General features: G+C 42.7%; 30 protein-coding genes. 28 read left to right on the top strand and 2 right to left on the bottom strand.

The window, feature by feature from the left end:
- Positions 1-18: 18 nt before the first annotated feature.
- Positions 19-555, bottom strand: coding sequence for a hypothetical protein (locus MKY84_RS01685; RefSeq protein WP_282020915.1), 537 nt, complete (start codon positions 553-555; stop codon positions 19-21).
- Between the two features lie 210 nt (positions 556-765).
- Between MKY84_RS01685 and MKY84_RS01680 the strand changes: the two genes are divergently transcribed.
- The 20 genes from MKY84_RS01680 to MKY84_RS01585 all read left to right on the top strand — a co-directional run bounded on the left by MKY84_RS01680 (position 766) and on the right by MKY84_RS01585 (position 20,431).
- Positions 766-999, top strand: a complete 234-nt coding sequence (locus MKY84_RS01680; protein WP_342527348.1) for a hypothetical protein — start codon at positions 766-768, stop codon at positions 997-999.
- A gap of 214 nt (positions 1,000-1,213) precedes the next feature.
- The gene (locus MKY84_RS01675) at positions 1,214-1,438 is read left to right on the top strand and encodes a helix-turn-helix transcriptional regulator (protein WP_342527347.1); all 225 of its coding nucleotides are present in this window, start codon (positions 1,214-1,216) and stop codon (positions 1,436-1,438) included.
- Between the two features lie 515 nt (positions 1,439-1,953).
- A complete protein-coding gene (gene rpsR, locus MKY84_RS01670) occupies positions 1,954-2,190 on the top strand; it encodes a 30S ribosomal protein S18 (RefSeq protein WP_342527346.1) in 237 nt (78 codons plus the stop codon).
- 133 nt (positions 2,191-2,323) lie between these two features.
- Positions 2,324-3,262, top strand: a complete 939-nt coding sequence (locus MKY84_RS01665) for a DUF2232 domain-containing protein (protein WP_342527345.1) — start codon at positions 2,324-2,326, stop codon at positions 3,260-3,262.
- Between the two features lie 13 nt (positions 3,263-3,275).
- Positions 3,276-5,252: a DHH family phosphoesterase gene (locus tag MKY84_RS01660; protein ID WP_342527344.1), complete on the top strand. Its 1,977-nt coding sequence runs from the start codon at positions 3,276-3,278 to the stop codon at positions 5,250-5,252.
- The gene (gene rplI, locus MKY84_RS01655; RefSeq protein ID WP_342527343.1) at positions 5,249-5,695 is read left to right on the top strand and encodes a 50S ribosomal protein L9; all 447 of its coding nucleotides are present in this window, start codon (positions 5,249-5,251) and stop codon (positions 5,693-5,695) included. Before MKY84_RS01660 ends, rplI begins: the two co-directional genes overlap by 4 nt.
- Before the next feature lie 12 nt (positions 5,696-5,707).
- Positions 5,708-7,066, top strand: coding sequence for a replicative DNA helicase (gene dnaB / locus MKY84_RS01650; RefSeq protein ID WP_342527342.1), 1,359 nt, complete (start codon positions 5,708-5,710; stop codon positions 7,064-7,066).
- Positions 7,067-7,137: 71 nt separating this feature from the next.
- Complete coding sequence (locus MKY84_RS01645; RefSeq protein WP_342527341.1) at positions 7,138-7,515, top strand: hypothetical protein; 378 nt, start codon at positions 7,138-7,140, stop codon at positions 7,513-7,515.
- Positions 7,516-7,698: 183 nt separating this feature from the next.
- Positions 7,699-8,985, top strand: coding sequence for an adenylosuccinate synthase (locus MKY84_RS01640; protein WP_342527339.1), 1,287 nt, complete (start codon positions 7,699-7,701; stop codon positions 8,983-8,985).
- A 282-nt stretch (positions 8,986-9,267) separates the two neighbouring features.
- Entirely contained in the window at positions 9,268-10,743 is a 1,476-nt protein-coding gene (locus MKY84_RS01635; RefSeq protein ID WP_342527338.1) for a M23 family metallopeptidase, read from the top strand.
- 571 nt (positions 10,744-11,314) lie between these two features.
- On the top strand, positions 11,315-12,022 hold the full coding sequence (gene yycF / locus MKY84_RS01630; RefSeq protein WP_342527337.1) for a response regulator YycF: 708 nt from the start codon (positions 11,315-11,317) through the stop codon (positions 12,020-12,022).
- A gap of 5 nt (positions 12,023-12,027) precedes the next feature.
- Positions 12,028-13,848: a cell wall metabolism sensor histidine kinase WalK gene (walK, locus tag MKY84_RS01625; protein ID WP_342527336.1), complete on the top strand. Its 1,821-nt coding sequence runs from the start codon at positions 12,028-12,030 to the stop codon at positions 13,846-13,848.
- Positions 13,845-15,179: a two-component system activity regulator YycH gene (gene yycH, locus MKY84_RS01620; protein WP_342527334.1), complete on the top strand. Its 1,335-nt coding sequence runs from the start codon at positions 13,845-13,847 to the stop codon at positions 15,177-15,179. Before walK ends, yycH begins: the two co-directional genes overlap by 4 nt.
- Positions 15,166-15,981: a two-component system regulatory protein YycI gene (gene yycI / locus MKY84_RS01615; protein WP_342527333.1), complete on the top strand. Its 816-nt coding sequence runs from the start codon at positions 15,166-15,168 to the stop codon at positions 15,979-15,981. Before yycH ends, yycI begins: the two co-directional genes overlap by 14 nt.
- A 5-nt stretch (positions 15,982-15,986) precedes the next feature.
- Positions 15,987-16,775, top strand: coding sequence for an MBL fold metallo-hydrolase (locus tag MKY84_RS01610; protein ID WP_342527332.1), 789 nt, complete (start codon positions 15,987-15,989; stop codon positions 16,773-16,775).
- 353 nt (positions 16,776-17,128) lie between these two features.
- A complete protein-coding gene (locus MKY84_RS01605; protein WP_342527331.1) occupies positions 17,129-18,358 on the top strand; it encodes a trypsin-like peptidase domain-containing protein in 1,230 nt (409 codons plus the stop codon).
- A 166-nt stretch (positions 18,359-18,524) separates the two neighbouring features.
- Positions 18,525-18,692, top strand: a complete 168-nt coding sequence (locus MKY84_RS01600; RefSeq protein WP_342527329.1) for a CxxH/CxxC protein — start codon at positions 18,525-18,527, stop codon at positions 18,690-18,692.
- Between the two features lie 87 nt (positions 18,693-18,779).
- On the top strand, positions 18,780-19,259 hold the full coding sequence (gene rlmH / locus MKY84_RS01595; RefSeq protein WP_342527328.1) for a 23S rRNA (pseudouridine(1915)-N(3))-methyltransferase RlmH: 480 nt from the start codon (positions 18,780-18,782) through the stop codon (positions 19,257-19,259).
- A gap of 36 nt (positions 19,260-19,295) precedes the next feature.
- Complete coding sequence (locus MKY84_RS01590) at positions 19,296-19,892, top strand: ankyrin repeat domain-containing protein (protein ID WP_342527326.1); 597 nt, start codon at positions 19,296-19,298, stop codon at positions 19,890-19,892.
- A 2-nt stretch (positions 19,893-19,894) separates the two neighbouring features.
- Positions 19,895-20,431: a GNAT family N-acetyltransferase gene (locus tag MKY84_RS01585; RefSeq protein WP_342527324.1), complete on the top strand. Its 537-nt coding sequence runs from the start codon at positions 19,895-19,897 to the stop codon at positions 20,429-20,431.
- 1 nt (position 20,432) lies between these two features.
- On the opposite strand, the gene MKY84_RS01580 is transcribed toward MKY84_RS01585, so the two are convergent.
- A complete protein-coding gene (locus tag MKY84_RS01580) occupies positions 20,433-20,936 on the bottom strand; it encodes a metal-dependent hydrolase (RefSeq protein WP_342527323.1) in 504 nt (167 codons plus the stop codon).
- Positions 20,937-21,231: 295 nt separating this feature from the next.
- Between MKY84_RS01580 and MKY84_RS01575 the strand changes: the two genes are divergently transcribed.
- From MKY84_RS01575 to MKY84_RS01540, 8 genes are all read left to right on the top strand, one after another.
- The gene (locus MKY84_RS01575; RefSeq protein ID WP_342527322.1) at positions 21,232-21,744 is read left to right on the top strand and encodes an RNA polymerase sigma factor; all 513 of its coding nucleotides are present in this window, start codon (positions 21,232-21,234) and stop codon (positions 21,742-21,744) included.
- Positions 21,728-22,699, top strand: coding sequence for an anti sigma factor C-terminal domain-containing protein (locus MKY84_RS01570; RefSeq protein WP_342527321.1), 972 nt, complete (start codon positions 21,728-21,730; stop codon positions 22,697-22,699). Before MKY84_RS01575 ends, MKY84_RS01570 begins: the two co-directional genes overlap by 17 nt.
- Positions 22,700-22,745: 46 nt before the next feature.
- The gene (locus MKY84_RS01565) at positions 22,746-23,108 is read left to right on the top strand and encodes a topoisomerase (RefSeq protein WP_342527319.1); all 363 of its coding nucleotides are present in this window, start codon (positions 22,746-22,748) and stop codon (positions 23,106-23,108) included.
- Between the two features lie 80 nt (positions 23,109-23,188).
- Complete coding sequence (locus MKY84_RS01560) at positions 23,189-24,043, top strand: MBL fold metallo-hydrolase (protein WP_342528836.1); 855 nt, start codon at positions 23,189-23,191, stop codon at positions 24,041-24,043.
- 105 nt (positions 24,044-24,148) lie between these two features.
- Positions 24,149-24,637, top strand: a complete 489-nt coding sequence (locus MKY84_RS01555) for a hypothetical protein (protein ID WP_342527318.1) — start codon at positions 24,149-24,151, stop codon at positions 24,635-24,637.
- Positions 24,638-24,667: 30 nt separating this feature from the next.
- On the top strand, positions 24,668-25,213 hold the full coding sequence (locus tag MKY84_RS01550; protein ID WP_342527317.1) for a GNAT family N-acetyltransferase: 546 nt from the start codon (positions 24,668-24,670) through the stop codon (positions 25,211-25,213).
- A gap of 169 nt (positions 25,214-25,382) precedes the next feature.
- Positions 25,383-25,838, top strand: a complete 456-nt coding sequence (locus MKY84_RS01545) for a site-2 protease family protein (RefSeq protein WP_342527315.1) — start codon at positions 25,383-25,385, stop codon at positions 25,836-25,838.
- The gene (locus MKY84_RS01540) at positions 25,839-26,156 is read left to right on the top strand and encodes a hypothetical protein (RefSeq protein ID WP_342527313.1); all 318 of its coding nucleotides are present in this window, start codon (positions 25,839-25,841) and stop codon (positions 26,154-26,156) included.
- The last annotated feature ends 149 nt before the right edge of the window (positions 26,157-26,305 follow it).

Raw genomic sequence — 26,305 nt, 5'->3', positions numbered from 1 at the left:
ACTATAATCGATAATTAGCTATATTGTATTCGACGCTTGATTACATTCAGAAATGATATACTCAGCTGTTTCTTTTAATTTTATGAAGTGAGATTCATTAGTGTAACTCAAAATTAAATCTATCTTCCCCAAGTAAGCATAGATTAAAGGGAGATTGACAGTATTATTAATTGAAAGTTTCTCTATACTTTCAATTAATAATACTGTGGCGTCTTTAAAAACAGTGTTTATAGAATTTCTGCTTATGAAAAGATACTCATCACTACTACTCGCGATTCTCTTCTTTGAAGTGAGTTGTAAATCTAATTCAATCACTCCCTTAAGTAAGGAATAAAATGAATCAACATCTTTACTTCTTTTAAAAGCAGAAACAACTGCAGCACAATACTGAGGGGTATCAAAAGTATAAATAGAATAAAAGTATGTTGTGACTTCTTCAAGAATCCTGATTTTTTCTTCGTCCAAGAACTCTTTAATAGCGTTACTATCGTTAAAATATAGTTTGAGCTGATCTGGAATTCTGGCTTCACTTATAATTGTGTATATGCTTATCATTTTTTCCTCCCTCTCACCATAAGGTGTAGTTAAATTAAAATTTCAATTTAATTTGAGTAGTAGCAATGCTGATGACTATAGTATACAATAAAGTTCGAAATATTCTTAAAAATAAAAAGAAAAAAATATTCGCTAAGTAATTTCTAATGTCATAAATCTTTAGATTAATGATTTAATATTTTCGAATTAAAGTGACGGAGGTGAAATGTAATGGATTTAAAATTCTCAAGAGAAAGGGATCGTGTACGTAAAAGATTAAAAGATGATTTAGAATACTTTTCAAAAATCCGAAATAAAAATATTACAGAGTCAGAAATTGAATTAATTTCAAGATCTATAGCCTTCAAAATAGATTTGGATGATCCGATTTTTGGACATAAGGGAACATCTTGGATTGCAAATGAGATTCTAAGAAACAAGTATTCATCAAACAATAAAGATTAATAAAACTGTGTATTATAAAAACAGTGGAAAGATTTAAACGGCAACTTCTAAATTTAAAGAAGTTGCCGTTTAAATTTTGTTTTGAGTTTTAAAATAGTAATGTATCAAAGTCTATAACAGTAAGAGTTTTTTCAAAATCCGCGAAGACTATAGTCCGTAGACTAAGTGCTGCAATTCTCCAATCATGAGGTAAAAACGATTGTAGGGATAATTCATGGATATTGAAAAAGCATTCGGTGAAGTATTAAAAATTGTAAGAAAGAAAGCAGAAATGTCCCAAGAAGAATTAGCACATAATAGCAGTCTAGATCGAACATATATAAGCTTACTAGAAAGAGGTAAAAGAAAACCTACCATTAATACTGTGTTTTCGATTGCTAAAGCTTTGCAAATCTTGCCTCACGAACTAATTAAAATGACAGAGAAAACTATTAAGTGACAAATTCATATTACTTGCAGGCATATTTCATTTTGAGCTGAAAAAGAGATAACAATAATCATTATTTCACTGTCCAGCACTTTAATCCTTTGTTATAATAAGGGTATATACTTTTCTTTTTACTTTTTTGCAAACCTTACAGGTTTCGCAGGTGACGAACTTATTAAGCCTCTGGGCTGATTTTGATTCATAGCTTTATTTTGCTATGTTGAACAATCGTCCAGGGGCTTTTTTGCGTTTAAAACCATTGGTTGCTGAGTAGAACAGAGAACTGTATGACTAATTTTTGGGGGTTATTGTATGAATGGGTATTAGGGGTTTATGCAGGTGTTTCAATACGTGTATATACATTATATATAATTATAAAAAAGACGAAAGAATACACAGTTTTTTTAGTTATATATAAAGATACGTTGTTCTGAAAGAGATTACACACAAAACGGTTAACATAACTACCGTTCTAAAAGTGCGCATCTAATGCGGTTTACTTGATAACGAAAAAGGAGGCAACCAATATGGCACCACGTCGCGGAGGCAAACGACGCCGTAAAGTTTGTTACTTCACTAGCAACAACATCACTCACATCGATTACAAAGATGTAGATTTGTTGAAAAAATTCGTGTCTGAACGTGGAAAAATTCTTCCACGTCGTGTGACAGGAACTAGCGCGAAGTACCAACGTAAACTTACACGTGCGATCAAAGTATCACGTATCATGGCTTTATTACCATTCACTACAGAAGAGAGATAGTCTCAAACTTCTTAAATAAAACACAGTAAGGGATTCGTCCTTTGCTGTGTTTTTTTGTTCCCAGAGTGTTCAAAGCGTTTAACGCTTCAGTATGATAAAATAGTAGGGATATCTTGAGAGAAGGAAGGTTCCTATGCAACAAGAAAAATCAATCTGGTTACATGGTTTAAGTGCGTTATCCATCTATACATTGCTCCTACTTATTTCCGTGTACTTACCTGTGCTTGCCCTCGTCGGACTTCTACTGGCAGTTGTGCCAATTGCTTGGTTCCGCGCGAAGTATAGCCGCATTAATGCTGTATTTTTAGCCATTCTTGGCTTGTTGATTGCTATTTTACTCGGGGGCTACATAGGCTTATTTATTGCCCTAGTTATTGTACCTGTCGGTTGGATCATTGGAGACGGTTTAGCTGAGCGTAAATCAAAGGTCTTTATTTTTGTAGCGACTGCGCTCACTTTGATGGTGACGTCTCTCATGCAAATCTTGTTGGCACGCGTGTTGTTTGAAGCGAATGTCATTGAACTCATGATTGAGCAGATCCGCGACACGTATACCCAAGTAGGGGACATCATGGAAAGTGCAGGTCAATTGCCTGACAACTTCAATGAAATAGTCGCCTCTAGCCTACAAACATTTAGTTTGGTATTACCAGGTTACTTTATTGCCGTCATGTTTGGGACAGCTTGGCTCTACGTTGCTTTAGCCCTGCCGATTTTGCGTAAACTAAAAGTACCTGTACCACGCTTTACGGCGTTTCGTCATTTTCAATTACCTCGTGCGGTGATATGGTATTATTTAATCGTATCGCTGTTATCTCTACTTGCTACATTTGAAGCAGGGTCGTTTGGAGAAATGGTGATTGTGAATGCCGTCTTTGTCTTCCGGGCATTACTGTTTTTACAAGGGATTTCTCTAATTCATTTCTACTTCCATCACCAAGGCTGGCCTAAGTGGGGAGCGGTGGCTACAACAATTGTGGCCCTGCCGTTTTACTCGATTGTCGTCATTCTAGGTGTGATTGATTTAGGTTTCCGTCTGCGTGCTTTCATTGCCGCAAGTCCAAAAAAGTAAGGAGTTGAGCAGCATGGCCACTTTTTTCCGGAAACGACCGATGCGCTACAGCATCATCTTATTTGCGATTTTAGGTGTCGTTGCGACGATTATCCTGGTGTCGCAATCTTTATGGATAGGCGTGCTTTTCGGACTCCTTGTAGCTGTCATAACGGGCTATGCATGGGTGACGGAAAACCGCGTGTACCAAGAAACAGAAAAACATATAGAAACCATGTCCTACCGCTTAAAAAAAGTGGGGGAAGAAGCGCTACTTGAGATGCCGATTGGAATCGTTTTGCTGAACGATGCGCAAGTCATTGAATGGGCCAATCCCTATATGACCAAGCAGATGCCACAGGACTCATTAATCGGTGTCAATGTCCACGAGCTTTCGGACCAAATTCCGGAAGTGTTGAATTCAGATATCCTCAACGATTCGACCATTGAGATGGGAGATAGCAGCTACAAGGTGTTCTATAAACCAGAAGAAAAGCTGCTGTACTTTTTTGACGTAACCGAACAGGTCGAAATCGAAACGTTGTATTACGGGGACCGAACAGTCATCGGGATTTTATTTATTGATAACTATGATGAAATTACACAGGGAATGGATGACCAAGTACGTGGTCAATTGAACAGTTTGATTACATCAACGGTCAATCATTGGGGTGCCGAGTACGGGATTTTTGTAAAACGTATTGCGTCCGACCGCTTTATTGCCGTATTAAATGAATCCATCCTATTATCGCTAGAGAAAACGAAATTTAGTATATTAGATGAAATTCGCGATGTGACCGCAACATTTGGTCATGGCGTGACGCTCAGTGCAGGTGTCGGGACATCCTCTACATCACTCGTCGAGCTTGGCGGGCTAGCACAATCCAGTCTTGATTTAGTACTGGGCCGTGGTGGTGACCAAGTCGCCATTAAACAGGCAGATGGAAAAGTGAAGTTTTACGGCGGGAAAACCAATCCTGTTGAAAAGCGTACGCGCGTCCGGGCTCGTGTTATCTCACACGCACTGCGTGATCTGATTCAAGATAGTGACCAAGTACTTGTTATGGGTCACAGGTTGCCGGATATGGATTCCATCGGCGCCGCTGTCGGTGTCCGTAAAATGGCAGAGATGAACAAGATTGACGGCTTTGTCGTCGTAGATTTCCAAGAGCTCGATAAGAGTGTGTTGCGTTTGATGCATGAGATCAAACAAAATGAGTCACTGTACTCACGTTTTATCACGCCAGAGGAAGCGTTGAACCGTATGACGGATAAAACACTCCTAGTTGTCGTTGACACGCATAAACCTAGTCTAGTGATCGATGATCGCTTATTACAGCGTGCTGAGAAGGTCGTTGTGATCGACCATCACCGTCGAGGGGAAGAGTTTATCGAGAATACGCTACTTGTGTACCTCGAGCCGTATGCGTCGTCTACAGCAGAGCTTGTGACAGAATTGATTGAGTACCAGCCGAAGCACGATAAACTGACGATGCTCGAGTCGACATCGATGCTCGCAGGAATCACGGTTGATACTAAAAGCTTTACACTTCGCACAGGAGCGCGTACGTTTGAAGCAGCCTCTTATTTGCGGACCAATGGAGCGGATACCGTTCTCGTCCAGAGTTTGTTAAAAGAGGACTTGAATACGTATGTAGAGCGCGCTAAAATCATACAATCTGTTGAGTTCTATCATGAGGGAATTGCCATCGCGCATGCACCGGAAGAAGAATTTTATAGCCAGATCCTACTGGCACAGACGGCAGACATTCTTCTCACCATGAACGACGTACGGGCATCCTTTGTCATTGGACGTCGTGACGAGTCCAAGGTGGGCATCAGCGCCCGCTCCTTAGGAGATGTCAACGTCCAACTCGTCATGGAACAGTTAGGGGGAGGCGGGCATTTAACCAATGCGGCTACCTTACTTGAAAATACCACGGTCGCTCAAGCGATTGAGCAAGTGAAAGAAAATATTGATCGAACTATGCAAGGAGGAACTGACCAATGAAAGTTGTATTTTTAAAAGATGTAAAAGGTAAAGGTAAAAAAGGCGAAATTAAAAATGTGGCAGATGGCTACGCACATAACTTCCTACTGAAAAATGGGTTTGCGGTAGAAGCAACAGCTTCTGCATTATCAGCAGTAGAAGGACAAAAGAAATTAACGGAAAAACAAATTGCGCAAGAACTAGCAGATGCTCAAGCTCTAAAAGAAAAGCTCGAAGCACTAACGGTTGAATTGAAAGCAAAATCAGGTGCCGATGGACGTCTATTCGGTTCTGTGACAACTAAACAAGTGGCAACAGCGCTTGAAAAAACACATGGCTTCAAAATTGATAAGCGTAAAATGGAGCTTGATGATGCCATTCGTACACTTGGCTACACGAACGTACCTGTGAAACTACACCAAGATGTCACGGCGTTATTAAAAGTTCACGTAACAGAAGAGTAAGGAGCGAATAAGATGAGCGAGCCGTTCATGGACAGAGTTCCCCCCCATAATCATGAAGCTGAACAATCAGTGATCGGTGCCATCTTTCTAGAACCACAGGCGCTGATCACGGCGGCAGAGGTCCTTGTACCTGAAGATTTCTACCGAACAGCGCATCAGCGTATTTTCCACACCATGATACGCCTGAGCGATCAAGGGAAGGCGATTGATGTTGTCACCGTCACAGAGGAGCTCTCTGCTAAAAGAGAGCTTGAAGACGTCGGTGGGATCGCCTATTTGAGTGAGCTAGCAAATGCTGTACCAACAGCCGCCAATATCGTCTACTATGCCCGTATTGTGGAAGAGAAGGCACTGTTGCGTCGCTTGATTCGCGTTGCCACAAGCATCGTAGAAGACGGCTTTACACGAGAAGATGAAGTGGCCGCCGTCTTATCGGAAGCTGAGAAGAAAATGATGGACGTCTCCAGCCGAAAAAATGCAGGAGACTTTCAAAATATCAAAGATGTCTTAGTTCAGACTTATGACAATATCGAGCAGCTGCATTCTCGCAAAGGAGACATCACGGGTGTGCCGACAGGTTTCCGTGACCTGGACCGCATCACAGCAGGTTTCCAGCGCAATGACTTAATCATCGTTGCCGCCCGTCCTTCGGTTGGTAAGACAGCCTTTGCGTTAAACGTGGCACAAAACGTTGCGACCAAAACAGATGAGAACGTGGCCATCTTTAGTCTTGAGATGGGAGCTGAACAGCTTGTCATGCGTATGCTATGTGCAGAAGGCAATATCGATGCTCAAGTGCTGCGTACAGGGGCTCTTACGAATGAAGACTGGAAGAAGCTGACGATGGCAATGGGAAGTCTCTCGAACGCCGGAATCTTTATTGACGACACACCAGGTATTCGAGTCACAGAGATCCGTGCCAAGTGCCGTCGACTAAAACAAGAGTATGGACTGGGTATGATTTTGATTGATTACTTGCAGTTGATTCAAGGGTCTGGCGGAAAAGGCGAGAACCGTCAGCAAGAAGTATCTGAAATCTCTCGTTCCTTGAAGGCCTTAGCCCGAGAATTAAAAGTACCGGTTATTGCCCTGTCCCAGCTATCACGTGGTGTAGAACAACGTCAGGACAAGCGTCCGATGATGTCCGATCTTCGTGAGTCGGGTTCTATTGAGCAGGATGCCGATATCGTCTCGTTCCTTTACCGGGAAGATTACTACGACAAAGAAACAGAAAATCAGAACATGATTGAAATCATTATTGCCAAGCAGCGGAATGGTCCAACAGGGACCGTGACTCTTGCGTTTGTCAAAGAATTCAACAAGTTCGTGAATATTGATTGGAGCCAACATACAGCTCCGCCAGCCTCCTAACTGTAGGGGGCTTTTTTTGTAACTTTTTAGAGGGTCGAACGTATAGTTACAAACGAGAAGGAGTGGACGCAATGAAAAGTTTGATGGGTTGTCTGTTTGCCGTCGTCATTTTCATCAGTTTAAGCATCATCGGAGTTTTTGCCTTTTTCACATTGGCTCCGCAACAGAGTACAGTAGTAGAGATTTCTTCTACGGGAATGGAGAGCGTATCGCCTAAGGGAGACTATCGTGTAGAGATTATCGATCACGGAGGAGACGAACCGTATGAAGTGTACTACGGACGTTGGGAACAAGAGATAAAAGACATGAGCATGCTGTATATGCCTAAAAATGGGTATGCAAACCCGTCTATGGGTATAGAGTGGCAGGAAGAAAATGTGGCATACATTATGATAATGGACGGGGAGCAGGAGAAACGCGGCGTGACTTTGACTATCGGAGAAGATTAGTACAGATAAACTTTAAAATCGTGAGTTTTTAGAAATAATCAGTACCTAAACACGAACATTCTGTATTCGAATAAAAAAGATGTTCGTTTTTTATTGTGTTTTTAGTTGACGGAATCGGCTCACGCTGATACACTAATACTGTTTGAAATAGGACACAGAGTGTCTAGCGGAGGTGCTGATCATATGCCATCAGTCGTAGTTGTAGGAACCCAATGGGGAGACGAAGGAAAAGGGAAAATCACAGACTTTCTTTCAGAGCATTCAGAAGTCATCGCACGTTACCAAGGTGGAAATAACGCAGGACATACCATCATTTTCGGTGGAGAAACATACAAACTGCACTTGATCCCATCAGGTATCTTTTATAAAGATAAAATCTCAGTCATCGGTAATGGTATGGTTGTAGATCCAAAAGCATTAGTGAAAGAATTAAAAGGATTGCACGAGCGTGGTGTCAGCACAGACAACTTGCGCATCTCCAACCGTGCACACGTCATCTTACCGTACCACTTGAAGCAAGACGAAGTGGAAGAGACCCGTCGCGGCGCGAATAAAATCGGCACGACAGGAAAAGGGATTGGCCCCGCATACATGGACAAAGCAGCTCGTGTAGGAATCCGTATGGCTGACCTTTTAGACTACGAGACATTCAAAGAGAAACTAGACCTGAACTTAAAAGAGAAAAACCGCATGTTTGAAAAGTTCTACGAAACAGAAGGCTTCAAATTAGAAGACATTCTAGAAGAATACTTTGCATATGGACAAGAAATCGAGAAGTATGTAACAGACACATCGAAAGTATTGAACGATGCACTAGATGAAGGACGTCGCGTATTATTTGAAGGCGCACAAGGCGTTATGTTAGATATCGATCAAGGAACGTATCCATTCGTAACCTCTTCTAACCCAGTAGCAGGTGGCGTCACAATCGGTGCCGGTGTCGGACCGACTAAGATTTCTCACGTCGTTGGGGTATGTAAAGCATACACGTCACGTGTAGGAGACGGCCCATTCCCAACAGAATTGTTTGATGAAGTGGGAAGCCAGATCCGTGAAGTCGGGAAAGAATATGGAACAACAACAGGGCGTCCACGTCGTATTGGTTGGTTTGATTCAGTAGTCGTTCGTCATGCGCGTCGCGTAAGTGGGCTAACAGATCTAACTGTGAATTCCATTGATGTATTGAGCGGTCTAGAGACAGTGAAAATCTGTACAGCTTATCGTCACAACGGAGAATTGATCACAGAATACCCAGCGAATCTTCGCATGTTGGCAGAATGTGAGCCCGTTTATGAAGAAATGCCAGGTTGGTCAGAAGATGTCACGAGCTGCAAATCGCTTGATGAGCTTCCTGACAATGCCCGTCATTACTTAGAGCGCATCGCGCAGTTGACTGGCGTACAAATCTCAATCTTCTCAGTAGGACCCGATCGTACACAAACGAACATCGTTTCAAGTGTTTGGCGTTAATCAGTAAGAAATCCTCTTTCTCTACTAATGGGAAAGAGGATTTTTTTGTCTTTTTATGTATAAATTCGCGCAATTCAGATAAGTACTGAAATAATTGAAATATAAAATAGTCGTAATTTCATAGCATAAAACCAAATACTCCTAAATAATTGTAGGAACTGGAATCTATTTCACGTTTTGATTACAAACAGGTCTATTCGGTCACTTAACACAAATGAATATGGTAAATTAGAAGGGCATGAAAAATGCCGAAGTGTCTTTACAAATGGAAGGAGCTTTATCATGTTTTGGAATAAATCGAAGGAAGAAACCCCTGTTCTAGCGACAGAAGGACTTTCGCGGAAGAAAACCAATGTGGTAAAGAAAGCAGCAATAACCGTCATTTTGCTTTCTGGATTGTCCGTCAATCTTGCCTTCGCTGATGAAACAGCGGACAGTGAGTTGACAACAATTTATCATATATATACAGAGGATCAATACATTGGTGCACTCTCTGACAAAAATGAAATCAATGAATTAATGGAAGAAAAAATTGAAGCTTCCAAATCACAGTTTAAAGATCTATCGTTAACAGCTGGCAACAATTTCTCGGTGGTTGAAGAGAAAGTGTTCACACCTGCTACCGATAACGCCACTACTTTGCAACAAGTAGAGGACCTCATTGAAGTGAATGCTAATGCATTCGCCATTTCAATCGATAACGAGGTGGCAGCCTACGTTAAAGATTTAGATGCTTACAATGAAGTTCTTCAAAAAGTGAAGTTGAACTACGTTTCGGAAAAAGAGCTCAACTTTTTGGAAGCTAGAAAAACTACTACTGATACATTACCCGAATTAAAACCGGGTGAAACTCGAATTGTAGATTTGCTGGTAAAACAAGATGTGTTCGGAGCGACGATGACTGTCAAACCGGAAGAAGTTGTAGCAGTAGATGATGCAGTTGAACGCTTGTTGACGGGTGTAGAAAAGCAAGAGACCTATACAGTCCAACAAGGCGATGTCATTTCATCGATTGCGAGCGCTCATAATCTATCAACAAAACAATTGCTGGCATTGAATGAAGGTTTACAAGAAGGCGGCACTTTGAAAATCGGTCAAGAATTAAAGGTGACTGTGTTAGAGCCGGCTCTTCATTTCGAAGCGCAGTATGAAAAGAAAGCCAAAGAGAAAATTGCATTCGATAAAATCGTCGAAGAAACCGATACGCTCTATAAAGGCGATACAAAAATGAAGACAGAAGGCGCAAACGGTGAGCGCCTGGCTACCTATGTCATCACAAAAGAAAATGGCGTCCAGACGTCGAAAGAAATGATTGAGGAAGAAATCACGAAACAAGTGCAGCATGAAGTAACGTTAAAAGGAACGAAAGTAATGCCATCTCGTGGTAGTGGCTCATTTGCTTGGCCTGCTCAAGGAGGCTACATTTCCAGTCACATGGGTCATCGCTGGGGACGCATGCACCAAGGAATCGATATTGCCCGTCCAAGTGGTTATGCTATTCTCGCATCTGACAATGGTGTTGTCGTAGCTGCTGGAGTGGAGGGTGGCCTTGGAAATCGTGTCATCATTGATCACAATAACGGCTACCGCACTGTGTATGGCCACTTAGCGTCTATCAATGTGTCTGTAGGACAAACTGTCCCACAAGGTACGAACATTGGTGTGATGGGAAATACAGGCCGTTCAACGGGTACGCATCTTCATTTCGAAGTGATTCAAAACGGTACTCACATCAACCCGATGTCTGTATTGAAATAATAGTGTAGAGAAAACCGCCCCGAGTTGGGCGGTTTTTGTATTAAGAGCTCTTTCTAGAAAGAACTTGGGAAATAAGGTTTTGTGGGGGTTGGATTGGTTTCCATAAAACGACTTCGGATCTACAAATCAGTTTACTTGTTCTAGAAAAGGCGCTACTTGTTGTAGAAATCATCTTACTTGTCCTAGAAATCGGTTTACTTGTTGTAGAACGATCGCTCAATCGCACCCACAGAGGCAAAGAACGCCTCTATGTGCACGCTTGATTCCCGAAGCATTTCTGGGCGAACGCCTTCCACATCTTCACGCAATCGAGTTGCAGGCGTTAGAAATACATTCGAAAATCAATCGCACCCACAGAGGCAAAGAACGCCTCTATGTGCACGCTTGATTCCCGAAGCATTTCTGGGCGAACGCCTTCCACATCTTCGAATTATTTCCCGGGAAATATTACGACGTTTTTCGACAGGAATGGGAAATAAAATGCGAAAATAAGGCTGGCGTGGTATTGTTAAGGGTAATACAACATGAGATAAATTGGGCAAGTCTGAACGAAGCATGGAGGAGAAACGAAATGAATAAGAAGATACTAGTCGTTGACGACGAAAAACCGATTGCGGATATTCTGCAGTTTAATTTGAAAAAAGAGGGCTACCAAGTGGAGTGCGCCTATGATGGCGACGAAGCGCTTGAAAAAGTAGAAGCTTTTCAACCAGACTTAATGCTACTCGATATTATGTTACCTGGGCGTGATGGTATGGAAGTCTGCCGAGAAGTGCGTAAAAAATACGAGTTCCCGATTATTATGCTAACTGCTAAAGACTCGGAAATCGATAAAGTGCTCGGCCTTGAGTTAGGGGCAGACGATTACGTCACCAAGCCTTTCTCAACACGAGAACTGATTGCACGTGTTAAAGCCAACATGCGCCGTTCGCAAGTTGTTCCAGCGGAAGATATGGAAGCCAGCTCGAACGACATTCATATTGGGCCACTAACGATTCAGCCAGATGCCTATATGGTCATGAAGCGCGACACCGCTATTGAGCTAACACATCGTGAATTTGAACTGCTGCACTACTTGGCTAAACATACGGGTCAAGTGATGACACGTGAACATTTGCTGCAAACGGTATGGGGTTATGATTACTTCGGTGACGTCCGCACAGTAGACGTGACGATTCGTCGCCTGCGTGAAAAGATTGAAGACAACCCAAGTCATCCGAACTGGATTGTCACACGCCGTGGAGTGGGGTATTACCTGCGCAGTCCTGAACAGGAGTAGGAGCAATGCATAGAGTTGGCTTTCTAAAATCAATACACGTAAAAATCGTGTTGATTTACATTTTACTTATTATGATCGCGATGCAGATTATCGGGCTGTACTTTGTACGAGAGCTCGAAGAATCGTTTCGCACCAACTTCCAAGAGTCCGTCACTGAACGTGTCGGGCTCATGGAATTTAGTGTGCGCGAAGAACTAATACGGGAACGCACAGAAGAGGACGCGACGACGGAACAAAGTCTGCGTTCTATTTTGGCTGGTTTAAATTCCACTGATATTAATGAAATTCGCGTCATCGATGACCGCTATCAGATTCTCGGAACTTCTGATTCCGAGAATCAAGCAATCGTTGGGCAACGTTCAGTTGATGAATTGGTTCGCCGGACGATCAGTTCTGAAAATCCAGAGAGCATGATTTCTCTTGATGAACAGTCACGTGAACGTATCTGGATCCTAGCTACACCGATTACTTCTCAAGGAACCGTCATTGGTGCCTTGTATGTGGAATCGGACATTGAAAAAGTGTTCAGTCAGATGGATGAGATCAATCAGATCTTAGCCGGAGGAACAGCCGTTTCACTCGGAATAACAGTTATCCTTGGGATTTTTATTGCCCAAACCATTACGCATCCGATTTCAGATATGCGGAAACAAGCGCAAGCAATGGCACGTGGGAACTTTTCCCGCAAGGTTAAGGTTTACGGGGATGATGAAATTGGTCAATTGGCCATTGCCTTCAATCATCTGACCAACCGTTTGCAAGAAGCGCAATCGACAACCGATGCCGAACGGCGAAAGCTCGCCTCTGTACTTTCCAATATGACCGATGGCGTTATTGCGACTGACCGCAAAGGGCGCGTCATCTTGATCAATGACCCGGCGCTGGAGTTACTCAATATCAACCGAGACAGCGTCCTCAACCGCCCGATTACTTCTGTTTTATTAATTGAAGACGATACGAGCTTTGAAGACTTGATTCATCAGCAAGACCCCATGTCGCTCAATTACAGTACGTATGATATGCCGTACATCTTGCGAGCCAATTTCTCAGTCATTCAAAAAGAGACTGGCTTCGTCAATGGACTCATCGCGGTTCTTCATGATGTTACGGAGCAAGAAAAAATTGATATGGAACGTCGCGAGTTTGTGGCCAACGTTTCGCATGAACTGCGTACACCTCTGACGACGATGAGTAGCTACTTAGAAGCACTCGCTGAAGGAGCCTGGAAAGACGAAACGATTGCACCGAACTTCCTGCAAGTCACGCAGACAGAGACGGCACGTATGATTCGCCTCGTTAACGATTTGCTGCAGTTATCAAAAATGGACAGTCGCGATTATGACTTGAACATCGAAGTGGTGAACTTCAACCAGTTCTTCCACCGCATCATTGACCGCTTTGAAATGTCCAAGTCGCAGAATGTTTCGTTCTCTCGAATGTTGCCAGATAAAGAATACTTCGTGGCAATCGACCCGGATAAGCTGACGCAGGTCATCGACAACATCATCTCCAATGCATTGAAGTATTCACCAGACGGTGGGACAGTGCGATTCGGTTTCACGGTGAAAGACGAAATGATGCAAGTGATGATTTCAGATGATGGTATGGGAATTCCGAAAGAAAACGTCGACAAGATCTTTGAACGTTTCTACCGAGTGGACCGAGCGCGTGCACGCTCTATGGGTGGCACAGGACTGGGTCTTGCGATTGCACGGGAAATGATCGAAGCGCACGGAGGTAAAATTTGGGCGGAAAGTGAAGAAGGCTACGGAACGAACATCTTCTTTACGCTGCACGTCGAGCCAGAGGAGAGTGAGTGGGAATGAGATATCTTGAACATGTTAAAAGTGCCGTTCTTGTCATCCTCATAGCGCTCAGTATCCTTTTGACGTTTTCTATTTGGACGTATACGCCGCCGTATGCACCGCTTGAAGATACCCCAATAGTCGATATTGCGATTGCAGAGAAGAAGCGCACAAGCGATATCGTCAAACCGTACCGTATGCTAGTCAGCTATAGCGGTGCGGCAGCTATGAAAGGCTCTCTGCAGTCCACTGAGATGGACGGACTCATGGGCATCATGCGGATGTGGACATTAGATTCCCCTCAGCTGCTGACGAGTGAGGCGCCAGTTGAAGAGGTCGACGCGTTGATACGGGACACCAATCAACTTGTGTTCTATTATCCGACTGAAATTCCGATTCAAACATTCCGCCAGATTATTCCGTTCAACGACCAGGCCATTCCCGATTTTTCGTTTAATCACATGATCGTTCATTGGGAAAATGGTTCAGGCGATGTTGAACTCCACATCAACTTTATCAACACGGTGTCTCAGCGCATCTTCCGCTCTGACGTACTCGAAGCAGATGTGGCAGAATTCTTGAACCGTGTGGAAGATATGGATCGCCGCTTGCCGATTTTCAATGAAATTGTACGGGAAGATGTTCAGTCGCTCTATGTGTCGTCCGTTCAAGTGCCTCTTGAAGAGTACACATTCGGAATGGAAGAAATCTCACCAGAGAAGTTCAAAAATGCGTTGTTCACTAATCCGAACTTAGTGCGCAGCAACCCGGTAGGTGCGTCGTCGCAACAATATACAGATGACAGTGCTTTGATGAATATTGATTACGGTCCACGCCGTATCAGTTACGTCCACCCGGCTTCAGAAACGGAGCTGCCAGGCGACTCCGCAACACTTGTTATGGACAGTATCGAATTTGTGAATGAACATGAAGGCTGGACAGACGATTACCGCTTGAGCCGCATCAACGCACGCGGTCAGCAAATCAACTTCCAGATGCACTTGAAAGGCTTGCCAGTGTTCAGTGACACGATGGCGACCGATATGACGCAGTACTGGGGACTAGACCAAGTGTATCGGTACATTCGCCCGTACTATACGCTTAATCAATCGTCACCTTTCCGCACGACACGCAAGCAGTTGCCATCAGGGCAATTCATTTATGATTATTTGGCTACACAAGGAACGGTCGATATGAACCTGGTGACCGACATCAAACCGGGGTATTTCATTCGACGTGACCCGGCACAACCGATTTTGACACTAGAGCCTTATTGGTATTATCAAGTCGGCGAGACATGGGTGCGCATAGTGCCGGAACTTTCAGGAGGTGGCGCGATTGGATTGGAGTAGAACCAAAACTATTTTTATCGTCGTGTTCTCCATCTTGAATATTTTCTTGATGTCTCTCTATGTAGACCGCTACAACGAATCCATTGGACTCCAGAGCACGCTAGAAGGGTCTGCTTCCATTGAAGACCAACTGACGGCCGATTCCATCACGGTTCCGCGGTTGACCAACTTGCCAAGCTCAGTGGCTTACGTATCGGGAACCGTGCATAACTTTTCCCTGGAAGAGATGAACGCGCTTGAAAACGTCAGTGCCACTTCTCAGACCCAAGGTGTTTTAGAAGGCGTGTTGCGTGAACCGGTAGCTGTGACAGATGAGATGTCATTAGAAGCTATTGCGCAAGAGCATGCCTACCAAGGCGAAGAGTACAAGATGTGGTCAACGGACCCAGAAACCAAGACCGCGCTTCTGTTCCAACAAGTGAATGAGCGTAGTGTCTATCACAATTCCCGTGCCTATATCTTGGTGCGTTGGAATGACAACAATGAAGTGACCAGCTTCACCCAAACCTACCTAGAGAACCTAGAAGATTATAACGAAGAACGCAGTTTGATCACCTATATGAGTGCCATTGAAGTACTATACAACCGGTCACTCTTGCTTCCGCAGTCGGAAGTCACAGAAGTTAGCCTTGGCTATTCCACACTGGCGCAGCTTGGGGAAACGCAGGTATTTTCACCAACATGGGCCGTGAAGGTTCAGCTAGCAGATGGTACAATGGAAGAGTACTTCGTCAATGCGATTGATAGTCGAATTCTCGACATCCCGATTGATGCAGTAGAGTCAGAAGATACAGAGGAGTAATCAGCATGAGATTTAGTGTATTGGCGAGCGGCAGTACTGGCAACGCCATTTACGTTGAAAACGAGGAGCACTCCTTTTTAGTAGATGCCGGACTGAGCGGAAAGAAAATGGACCAGCTGTTTCAGCAGATTGATCGAGATGCTCGCAAATTGAGTGGTATCCTTGTTACACATGAACATAGTGATCATATAAAAGGGCTGGGTGTCATGGCCCGCAAATACAAAGTGCCGATCTACGCGAACGCCAAGACGTGGCAAGCGATGGATCATCACCTTGGCATCATCCCGACGGAACAACGCTTCCAGTTTGATATGGAGACGGTGAAGTCGTTCGGCGGCCTGGATATCCAATCGTTCCAGGTGTCCCATGATGCGGCTGAGCCGATGTTCTATGTCTTTCACGAGAATGGTAGAAAGCTCACGCTCATCACCGACACAGGTTATGTCAGTGACCGAATGAAGGGCTACATCAAAGGTTCCGATGCCTTTGTCTTTGAAAGCAATCACGACGTCGGCATGCTGCAGATGGGACGCTACCCATGGTCTGTCAAACGCCGCATTCTTTCAGACGTCGGGCACGTTTCCAACGAAGATGCCGCTGTCGCGATGAGTGAAGTGGTGGATTTGAAGCCAACGCAGATTTACTTATCGCATTTAAGTAAAGACAACAACATGAAAGACCTTGCGCATATGAGCGTTGAGCAAACGTTGCGCTCGTGCGGCATCATCGCCGGCGAGTACGTGCATTTGCACGGCACCGATGCCGAGATTCCAACACCGCTTGTGGAAGTATAAGTAATCTCGAAACAGTCTCCTAGAATCAGGGGGCTGTTTTTTTTAATGAGTGGAATTTTCAGCTGGTTTTTGTGCCGTGGAAGGACTGTTTTGTGCCCTGAGACGGCCGTTTTGTGACTCGAGCGAGCCACATGTGCCCCGAAAGTCCCGCTTTGTGCCCTGGGTCATATTATGGAAACTAATGTAGTCCGCAAAACCCCAATTACTCAAGTTCTTGCTAGAAAAAGCCGAGTACGTTAGATGCGATTCATCAACTCTCCCACTTTTTAATAAACTTTTAAGCAATTTTCATCTAATTTTCATCTTCTTAGGGTACAGTATACATATACAGTACAACAAAGGAGATGACGAAGATGGATGATTACAGACCATACAATCCGTACGCGGAAGATCCACAGCCGCCAAAACGTTCAGAAAAACCAGAGAAAAAACGAGGAATTGCCGGCTACTTTTTAGCGGGACTTTCCGGAGTACTCGTCGGTGCATTGCTACTTTGGTTCATGATGCCGAGCTTGCAGAGCGCCCTTCCGAACAATGGAACACGCACTGCAGGCAACATCACTCAGACCGAGCAAGTGAGCACGGAAGTCACGACAGACATCACCTCGGCGGTTGAAAAGACCTCGGCAGCAGTCGTCGGAATCACGAACTTGCAGGAAGTGAATAATTTCTGGAGCAGCGAACAGTCCGGTGAACAAGAAGCAGGAACGGGATCTGGCGTTATTTATAAAGTCGAAGGTGACCGCGCATTTATCGTGACGAATCATCACGTAGTGGACGGAGCCAACTCGATTGAAGTGACACTTGCTGGCGGGAAAAAAGTCAGTGCTGAATTAGTAGGTAGTGACGTTTGGACCGACTTAGCTGTACTTGAAATGGACGCAACGGACGTAGAAACGGTGATTGAATTTGGAGACTCGGATGCGTTAACGCAAGGTGAACCGGTTATCGCAATCGGGAATCCACTTGGCCTCGATTTCTTCGGGTCGGTCACAACAGGAATTCTTTCCGGGAAAGAACGTGTCATCCCAGTGGACTTGAACGAAGATGGACAACAAGACTGGCAGACAGAAGTGCTTCAGACAGATGCGGCAATCAACCCAGGGAACAGCGGTGGTGCATTGATCAACATCGCGGGACAACTGATTGGAATCAACTCGATGAAAATCTCGACAACAACAGTTGAAGGAATTGGACTTGCGATTCCAATCAACTCAGCCATTCCAATCATTGAAGACCTTGAACAAAACGGTGAAGTGAAACGCCCGACGATGGGAGTGACGCTCGTCGATGTGGAACAAGTTCCATCCTTCCACCAGCAAGAAACATTAAAACTTCCAGAAGATATTACAACTGGTGTTGTGGTAGATGAAGTGATTGATAACTCTCCAGCTGCAGCAGCAGGCATGCAACAATATGATGTCATTGTGGAACTAGATGGAGAAAAGGTTGAAAATATGCTCGACCTTCGCCAATATCTCTACACAGAAAAAGAAGTGGGCGATACAATGGATGTGAAAGTATACCGCCAAGGTGAGATTGTAGAATTCACATTGGAACTGACAGACAACAACGCATTATAAGATGTGGATAACTAAATTCACTTCACAAAAGATTTACACAGGGAGCAGGAGGACGAAGTGGCGTCTTTCCTGCTTCTTTTTTATTTGTTACAATAGGGTGTGGATAAACTAGTACGAATTGTGAATAACTTTGTGCATAATCCTAATTGTCAGAGGAGGTCGAATAATGGAGAAATACGCATGCGAAAACCATGTAAATCAAGTACTTGACGAGGTAACGGCGTCGACAGGAGAATTTCCAATTCTTGAAAAGCTCGAGAATCCAGAAAACTTATCCACACGCTGTGAACATTGTGAACAGGCAGCTATATATATCGTAGCTGGAAAAAAATAAGACACAATATGTAGATAATCTATGTGGATATGTGGATAACTAATGTGGACAATGTGTTTGTAAATGAACTGTAAAGGTGGATAACCTGTGAATATCACAATTGTGACGGTTGGAAAGTTAAAAGAAAAGTATTTAAAAATGGGCATCGAAGAATACGCAAAACGTCTCGGCGCTTATGCAAAAATCGAACAGATCGAAGTGCCAGATGAAAAAGCTCCAGAAAATTTAAGTGACGCGGACATGGAAATCGTCAAACGCAAAGAAGGCGAGCGCATCTTAGCTAAAATTCACCCAGACGCACATGTCATCTCGCTTGCCATTAACGGGAAGACGCGCAGCTCTGAAGAACTCGCTGCGCATCTCAATTCCCTCATGACGTACGGTACTAGCAAAATCGTCTTTGTCATCGGCGGCTCCCTGGGTCTACACGAAGATGTATTGAAGCGGTCGAATGAGCAATTGTCGTTTGGGAAGATGACGTTGCCGCATCAGTTGATGAAGTTGGTGTTGTTGGAGCAGGTGTATCGGAGTTTTCGGATTATTAAGGGAGAGCCTTATCATAAGTAGCTCTAACGAATAATCATTTTGAGGGAGGAAGAGCATATGAAGTCGCAACAGGGGTCTCTTATTCAGGCTGTTGAAAACAATGATGTCGGAAAAGTAGAAGCTATTTTACAGAATCCGTCCTATCCGATAAATGAAACAAATGACAAAGGAGAATCTCCTCTGTTGATTGCTACACACAAAAACTTTATTGATGTCGCAAAACGTCTAATTGATGCTGGCGCTGATATTAATCAGCAAGATCATATTCAGGACAGCCCGTATTTGTATGCGGGGGCACAAGGGAAAACAGAGATTTTGAAGTATATGATTGCACATGCTGAGCCGAATCATACGGTTGTGAATCGCTATGGTGGCAATGCTTTGATTCCGGCAGCGGAAAAAGGCCATTTAGAGAATGTGAAGGTTCTTCTGCAAGACGGGAAAGCAGATATCGATCATCAAAATAATTATGGCTATACGGCTTTGATTGAAGCAGTAGCTTTGACGGACGGTTCAGCGCTGTATCAGGAAATAGTTCAAGAATTACTGAAGTATAGTGCGAACAAAGAGCTTCGTGACAACCGCGGGAAAACGGCACTGGATTATGCCAAGGAGATGGGATACACAGAAATGGTTCAACTTTTAGAAGAGTAATGATGAACGAGGTGACTAAGATAGAACCGACTAGCCAAGCAATCTTCGAATCAGAAAGATGTTATGTCAGACGTTTTGCCGAAAGCGATTTGGATGCTTTTGTTGACTATCGCAACAATGTGGAATGGATGAAATATCAATCGTTTAAAGGATATTCACGGGAAGAATATAAAGAGTTTCTATTGAAGGAAGCTACATTGGAAAGCGGAGCGCAATTAGCGATTATCAGGAAAGTGGATCAAACGCTAATTGGAGATGTCTTCATCAAAAAGGAAGATGCTATTTTCTGGATTGGTTATACCGTTCATCCGTCCTTTAAAAGGCAAGGTTACGCTTTTGAAATAGTCCAGGCAATGGTTGAATGGATCCAGCAGCAAGGCGACTATCAGATTATGGCCGGGGTAGCAGTGGAGAATAGTGCATCGATTCAGTTGCTACGGAAATTGAAGTTTACACAGGTGAATGAGGAGAACGGGGAATTGTTTTTTCAATTCCAGAAGCCATATAAAAACACCCTCACAATACATGAGGATGTCTGATTCAAAGTGCGTTCAACAAAAACTGGATTGTGACGATAACGAGAGTGATAAAGATTATTCTCTCGACTAGGCCACCCGTGCGAAAGTGAGCGATACGAAATCGCTTCGCTTTCGGTATAGGGAATAGAAGCGGCACCCCTTGAGGGTTCAGCATGTCGAGCAGTAAATGGCTGAGCGCACCGACAAAGAAGCCAAATGCGATTGGGTAAGCGTAAGAGCTGAATTCTGTTACTTCCAGCCCGGAAAAGAGAAGCAGGCTGAACAGTCCAATGATAAGTGGGGAGTGGGTTGCTCCGCGATGGGTGGTCGTGCGTCTTACTAAAAAGCCAAAAGGTTTCAAGCGGTTGCTGATGAAACTGTTCTTGTGGTCGATGTCTGGCGCAACCGAGCCGATCAGGGTAGCGACGGCAAATGGCACCACTTGCTCTGGCGACACATACTCGGTATGGTGAAGGACCGCGAGTGTGATGAGCGCCCCGCCAGCGAAATGGGTCTTGTATTGCATGAGAAACCTCCTAATATATACTGCTCATCTATAATACGAGGTATCTGGGCACGAAACAATCCAACAAATGAAGTATTCAGGAACAAGTATGTAATCTATACCTACATTCTTGTATTAGTGACAAACTAAAAGTAACTTTCATAGGAACTTAGCGAGAAGTGAAATCATTCTTGCTAAGTTCTTTTTTATTGCTCAATGCAAGGAATATATAGTAAATCGAAGTAAATGACCTAAATCTGTAATTTTTTTGTTAACCTTTCTAATAGTGAAACGTTTTAAAGGTGGGAGGTTTGAAATGAATGATTCCATAATGGGGAGAAAATTAAATGAACTACTAAAGTTTGTTTACTCGTACTTAATTAAAATGGGTGCTTCTAAGGAGGACGCAGAAGATATTATTCAAGATACTGCGTATAAATTCTTAAAATACATAGATTCTATTCAAGTGGATAAAGTCCAAAGTTGGCTATTTAGGGTAGCTATAAACCACTATTATGATCTTTACCGTAAGAAATCTAAACAAAGAGAAATAGTATTAAAATTCAACATACTAGAAATATTTGAAGAGGAAACACCTGAAAGAGTTCTCATGCAAAGCGAATTAGAAAGAGACATACATGAAGTATTAGTGAAACTAAATCCAAAATACAGACAGCTACTTCTTTTGAAATACAGTACAGGTTTGAAAATCAAAGAGATAGCAGAACTCTACAACATGAAAGAAGGGTCAGTTAAAACGATTTTGCATAGAGCGAGACAAGAATTTATCGAACACTATAGGAGGCATGAGAATGAGCAAGGAAAATGATTTTTTTCCTAAGGATTTAGAATTTGAAGGTCTAGTAAAAAAGGCTAAGAGGCGTTCGACTTTAAAAATGGTGATTATTTCATCAGTTATAAGTGCCATCGTATTAGTTGGATTATATAGTGCAGCCAATCTCGTAATGAAAATAAAAATGGAAAAAGAAACAGACTTAGATTCCGCTTGGAGCGAAGTGAAAGGAGCTAATGTCGAAGAGAGAGGAGGCATCTTTCACTACTCCATAACTTCTGCAACGGCCAAAACGAAGTTAGTAAAAGTTGTTGGAGGGGTCCCAATTCCCTGGGGAGAACGTGAAAAAGTCTTTTCAATTTTTGGTTCCTCTCAAATTGTTTCAGATAATGGTGCGTTCGCATTAGGGAATTCAGATGATGCGCGCATTCCTATGTACTATGAAGGGGAAAGAATTGTTGAATTCTTTCATCCCAAAGTAGACTATGCGCAATTACTCGATGAAAGACTCTTACTCAATGAGATTGAGGATAGTAGAGTTGTGGAGATGGCCCTCTCATTTGATGACAGTTATTCAATAGAGCAAATAAACGAGGTATTTGAAGAACAAGTAGCTTGGTATTGGGTAGATACGTTTAGCGAAGAACAAATAGAAAGAGATACGAATTTTAATAAAGATGAAAATTTTCCGGATACGACGGTCTATGGGTTTGAAGCATACGGATTTTCACATAACCCAAATGCAGAGAATTATTCGGCTTCGGAGTTTATAGCAAACCTAGAGAAAGTTAAGGAAGATGGTGGTGATTATCAAGAGGATGCTGAGAGAATCATTACTACTCTGACCAATCAAGGTGAGATACCACTAGAACCTCAAAGTCTCAGAATCAGTGGTGTGATAGTTACAGGAAAGCCAAGCGAGCTAGTAAGCTTACTTGATGAACCTATAATTCGAGGCGCTACATTAGGGGCGACAACAGATCTATATTAACTATTGCCAGTGTGATAATAACTTTTGAAAAGAGGACTTAAAAATGATGAAGAAAGCTATAATTTCAAGCGCTATAATCTGTTCAATCTTATTAGTTGGGTGTAGCAATAATGACGTCTTAGAAAGCGAACTGGAAGCAGCACTTTCACAGGAAACTATATCCTCTGAATTACAAAATGAACTAATCGCGTCTATCACTGAAGAAACGGAACTTGATAGTGAATCACTAGCAATCATAATTGATGGTGGAGTGGACGAATATACAGTTTCAGTTGGTTTCCCGAACGATGCAGATAGCGATGGAGAGATGATTCAAAAACTAGTTGAAGAGGTGATTCAAGACCTTTCTGAAACTGAAGCGGCTACTGAAGATAAAATAGTGATGAAAATAAAGGTTGAGCAGTACTAATCGTAAAATTCATGGAAATCATATCTGCCCCCATCGAGATGATACAATACTTGTATATATGATGAAACGGGGCGATTGTCATCCACTCAATACACAAACTAGGTGAGCGGTTTTGGTACATTTCCGCTATCTCTTTAACCGACCGTCCGATTCTAGGAATGGTGACGGGCACTGAGAAGACACTCCTGATTGATGCAGGAAATTCGGAAGAGCATGTGACTTATTTTATCCAAGAGCTAAACAAGTGGGGTGTTCCGAATCCAGATATAGTTGTACTGACGCATTGGCACTGGGACCACATCCTTGGCCTTTCCACACTACGGGAAACAGTTTCACTTGCTTCGAAACAGACTGCTGCGGAGATGGAGAAGTTACTGCCATACTCGTGGTCAGATGAAGCCATTGATGAGCGGGTACGAGAAGGCGTGGAAATTGAGTTTTGTGCCAAAGCAATCAAAGAAGAATACAAGGATCATCGAGATATTAAAGTGACGTTGCCAGACATTACAATCGATAAAAAAGCAGAGATTCATCTTGGCGGTGTGACCTGTATCGTGCAACATGTCGGAGGCGACCACGCGGAAGACTCGGTTGTTGTGTATATACCGGAAGAGAAAATTCTATTCCTAGGAGACTGCATCTATCCGAAGATGTACGCGGAAAAAGTGCACTATACGGTTGATGAAACCTTGCGCTTGTTAGACGTATTGGAATCGTTTGATGCGGAAACGTATATTCCTTCGCACCAACAGCCGATTTCCAAAGAGGAATTCAATCAGGAAGTGGCGATGCTTCGAACCCTTGCGAACTACACAAAAAGTTGCCAAGGTGATCAGCTGAAAATAACGGAACATTACAAAGCCCATGTGAAGAGAGAGCTCACCGAAGACGAACTCGAGACAATCTCTTATTTTGTGGACGGATATAAACTATAAAGAGGAACCGCACCAGGAGTAGGTGTGGTTTTTTTAGAATGGGTGATGGGATGAAAAAGGTTTTGCATTGGATTTGGTAGCATTTGCAGGGCAGGAGGATTGTTTATGGCATATGACTATTTGAATGGAAGTCTGTGGAGCTATTCAAATTTAATTTTTGTTCAGTGTCCCAAATGTGAAAAAGGTGCTAGAGTGTTTACGCTTACGAATGAGGAAGATGAACAAAGAGTGGTTGGTCACGAATCTAAACGGTTGCTTTGTAAGGAATGTGGCTATACAAAAGATCTACATCCAGTAAGAAGATGGGACAACCTTTTAGCTTTTGAACACACACTTTATGATGTGAGAGAGGGAGTCGACTGGTACTTCGGTCTGCCTCTGTACCTTCAAACTACATGTTGTGGTCATAAGATTTGGTTTTTAAATTATGACCATTTGAAAGAAATCGAAGACTATATTCAAAAGAATAACAGGCCCTCCGGTTTATATTATTTAAGTGCTGAGAGTAGATTGCCAAAATGGATGAAGCTTTCAAAGAACAAGTCTGAGGTGCTTAAAGCGATTTCGAAAGTAAAGACATTAAAACCAATTTAGCAGTAATTAGTTTATTTTTGGAGGTGCACCATGATTTATATCGAGACCCCGAGATTAAAATTGCGTGACTGGAAAGACTCGGATTTAGAGCCTTTCCAATATCTGAATGCTGATGAAAAAGTGATGAGATTTTTTCCGAAAGCATTATCGAAAAAAGAATCAGATGTCTTTTGTCAGGCCATCATTGCTGAAATCAAAGAATGCGGGTTTGGATTGTACGCTGTGGAAATGAAAGAAACGAAGGAGTTCATCGGCTTTATTGGATTTCACAGAGCCACGTTTGAATCTGACTTTACGCCGTGTATCGAAATTGGTTGGAGATTGAAAAAAGAGGCGTGGGGGAAAGGTTACGCAACTGAGGGAGCAAAAGCTTGTTTGGAGTATGGATTTGAGGAATTAGGTTTTGACGAAATTTTCAGCCTCACTGCGGATATCAACGAGCCTTCGAAGCAAGTGATGAGAAAAATCGGGCTGGAGTTTGTGAAGAAGTTTGATCATCCGAGAGTTGATCCAAAAAGTATGTTGAGGAAGCATGTTTTATATTATGTTCAGAGGAACGTTTGGCAAAAAGAATAGTAGATAAAGCGCAGAGTTAAACACGAGTCTTTTAACTAGGTTCGTGTTTTTTATATTGATTCGATTGGAATATATTTCACTAATTTCCTATATGTGATTTAATAAATGGAATATAATGCTATAATCAATTTAATTTCAATAAGTAATGATTTGATTGGGGGAGTAAATGATGGCTAGTGATTTACTAAATATAGTAATGTACATTGTTTATCTTCCCATCATCATCCTCATCCATGAACTAGGACACGCTGTGTTTGTTGTATTAGTTGGAGGCAAAGTTAAAGAAGTGAGTATAGGTCGCGGGGAAGAAACGTTTCGATTTGGTAAGTTCGTGTTGTATAAAAGCGATTGGTGGACCGGGTTTTGTGCATGGGAAGATATAGATTCTCTCGCAGAGTATAAACAACTTCTCATTTATATGGGAGGAATCATTTTTAATCTAGCTACTGCAACTACTGTGTGGATTTTTGGGGAGGCGCAGTATGCAGATTGGTATAGGTCATTTATTGTTGCCTCTTACTTTATGGCAGTACTCAATTTACTTCCAATCGTTTATAAAAATCTAAATTTGAAATCAGATGGTCTTCAATGCTTGGAACTCATTAAATCAACTGGAGGAAAATAAATGAGCGATTTAGAGTTCATGACGTCGTATGTCAATCATCTGAGTCTTGCACTTCTAGTATTCATCTTCAGCTTGATTGCTTCTGCTATTTTCAAGTCTAGAACAGATTTGATTTGGCTGCTTAGTACAACTTTACTGTTAATTCTCTTTTCAAGCTTACTTGTCACCAATATGGAGTACATAGCAGAGAATCTTTCAACCGACTTCTATGTGATGTTCATCGCATACATCGCTCTTGTCATCATCTTCATTCGGAATTTGTATGTGTATTTCAGAAATCGGAAAAGAACAAAATACAATACTAATAAGGAAGTTTAGATAGTGTACTTTTTACTACCTCTTTAGCTACTAACAATAGTTGGAACATTATCAGTAGCGACAATTACTCGAACTAAAGTGGTTATGTGTTGATTGGGTAAAACCGTACCTGTGCCTCACACAATTCAACAATCTTAATTTAATAAGGT

The organism is Chryseomicrobium sp. FSL W7-1435, from assembly GCF_038595005.1.
In the GTDB taxonomy this organism is placed as follows: Bacteria; Bacillota; Bacilli; order Bacillales_A; family Planococcaceae; genus Chryseomicrobium.
Note: the sequence above shows the minus strand (reverse complement) of the source record. Positions and strands in the feature narration are given on the sequence as shown.